The organism is Psychrobacter sp. FME6 (genome assembly GCF_014861365.1).
Lineage (GTDB): Bacteria > Pseudomonadota > Gammaproteobacteria > Pseudomonadales > Moraxellaceae > Psychrobacter.
This window is the reverse complement of the sequence record NZ_RRYW01000176.1, coordinates 1-2,510: the sequence shown is the minus strand read 5'-3', so window position 1 is coordinate 2,510 and position 2,510 is coordinate 1. Positions and strand designations below refer to the sequence as shown.

Sequence of the window (2,510 nt, the reverse complement as noted above, 5' to 3'; positions counted from 1 at the left end):
CTATTTATACCTTTGCCCCTCAATTTGCAAGATTATCTGGGAAAGACCCTTTTTCCGATGAGTTTATTGAACAGCATGTAGACTATGTTTTAACGCTCTTCACGACCTGTACCAAAAAGCTATGAGATAGATCAATGATCTGTTTCATAGCTTTTTTGCATTAAAGATACCCAATATTATATTAAGCCGTTATTTTGCAACATACATAGATATCGAGATAAAAATGAGTTCAATCACTAGAAACTATTAACCCAACGTTTAATTCATTAAAAAGGTGTAATGATTATGAAAAAACTTAAAATTGCGACTTGTGCTTCAGTCATAGATAGTTTTATCACTGATTATGAAATGGTCGATATTCATCATACTGACTTTACTGATATTGCAGCCGCAGTTACCAGTGCTGAAGATGCACATAAGGTGGTAGAGTTTATCAAAAGTACTGGTTTTGATATCCCGCTATTTATTGCTTTAGAGCCTAACGAGCCAATACCTGACGATTTGATTTTAGAATTTACTGGGGTTATCCAGATGGGTTTGGGTAGTCGCCATTATTATGGCAAGCAGGTAGAAACGGCTGCAGAAAGCTACGATGATAAGCTAGCACCGCCTTTTTTTAGTGCATTAAAGCAATATGTTAATCGTGGCTATGTGGCGTTTGATTGCCCTGGACACCAAGGCGGACAATTTTTTAGTAAACATCCAGCAGGACGAGAGTTTTTTAACTTTTTTGGTGAAAACTTATTTCGTGCTGATTTATGTAATGCCGATGTCAAGTTAGGCGACTTACTAATCCACGAAGGGCCATCACGGGATGCAGAACGCCACGCTGCAAAAGTATTCAATGCCGATACAACTTACTTTGTGCTAAACGGTACCTCAACTGCTAATAAAGTTGTCACTAGTGCTTTATTGGCAAAAGATGATTTAATGTTGTTTGATCGTAATAATCATAAATCCATTCATTTGGGGGCACTAATGTTAGCAGGAGCGCGCCCCGTATATTTACAGACCGCCCGTAATCCTTATGGCTTTATTGGTGGTATTGATGCCGATTGTTTTGAAGAAAAGTATATCCGCGATCAAATTGCAAAAATTGCCCCTGAAAAAGCCAATGCTGAACGCCCTTTTCGGTTGGCGGTGATACAGTTAGGTACCTATGATGGGACGATTTATAACGCCCGTCAAGTTGTAGACCGTATTGGACACTTGTGTGACTATATTTTGTTTGACTCAGCATGGGTTGGTTATGAACAATTTATTCCCATGATGCAAGAGTGTTCACCACTTTTACTTGAACTCAAAGAAAATGACCCTGGCATTATTGTTACTCAATCAGTACATAAGCAACAAGCGGGCTTTTCCCAAGCCTCGCAAATCCATAAAAAAGACAGTCACATTAAGGGTCAAGGGCGCTACTGTAATCATAAACGTTTTAACAATGCTTATATGATGCATGCCTCGACCAGCCCGTTTTATCCATTATTTGCCTCAATTGATGTCAATGCCAAAATGCATGAAGGTGTGGCAGGACGCAAAATGTGGGCAGATTGTGTCAAAGTTGGAATTGAGGCGCGTAAATTATTGCTAAAAACCTGTCAAATGGTTAAACCTTTTGTGCCAGATACAATTGATGGTAAACCTTGGGCAGACTATCCAACGGAGATAATGGCAAATGATATTCGCTTTTTCCGCTTTAGTCCCAATGAACGTTGGCATGCTTTTCCAGGCTATGCAGAAAACCAATATTTTGTAGACCCTTGTAAATTCATGCTCACCACACCTGGTATTAATGTCGAAACCGGAGAATATGAGAAATTTGGTGTCCCTGCGACAATTTTAGCCAACTATCTTCGGGACAATGGAGTGGTACCTGAAAAATGCGACTTAAACTCTATTTTGTTTTTATTAACCCCGTCAGAGAACTTGGCAAAATTACAGCAATTAATAGCACTAATTGCACGGTTTGAACAGCATATTCGTGAAGATAGCTTAATGAAAGACGTATTACCAGATTTGTATAAACGATACATCAATTACTACGAAGGTTATACCATCCGACGCTTGTGTCAAGAAATGCATGACTTTTATGTACGAAATAACATGAAAGATTTACAACGAATCATGTTCCGTGCTGATGGTTGGCCAACTGCAGTAATGAGTGCCTACGATGCGCAGCAAGCCTTCATTCGTAACGAGGTAAAATTGGTACGTCTTAGTAAAATAGAGGGCGAGATAGCTGCTGAAGGGGCCTTGCCTTATCCGCCAGGTGTGTTGTGTTGTGTGCCTGGTGAAGTGTGGGGCGGGGCTGTACAAAAATACTTTTTAGCGCTGGAAGAAGGTATTAACTGCTTGCCAGAATTCGAGCCTGAGATTCAAGGGGTCTATTTAGAAAAACAAACTGATGGTAGTAGTCGTGCCTACGGTTATGTAGTTGATATAGCATAGTTTTTACTAGGGCGTGTCATCAATTAGCATAGATATTTCAGAATAAGCTATACTTAGATCGT

The 2,510-nt window shown here is 39.7% G+C and carries 1 protein-coding gene; it reads left to right on the top strand.

Annotated elements, in window-relative coordinates:
- Positions 1 to 285: 285 nt before the first annotated feature.
- On the top strand, positions 286 to 2,448 hold the full coding sequence (locus EI162_RS13990) for an ornithine decarboxylase (protein ID WP_192524911.1): 2,163 nt from the start codon (positions 286 to 288) through the stop codon (positions 2,446 to 2,448).
- Positions 2,449 to 2,510 lie beyond the last annotated feature (62 nt).

What these genes read in the sequence shown, in the direction of transcription:
- EI162_RS13990 (WP_192524911.1), top strand. Translation starts at nt 286, where the DNA reads ATGAAAAAACTTAAAATTGCGACTTGTGCTTCAGTCATAGATAGTTTT.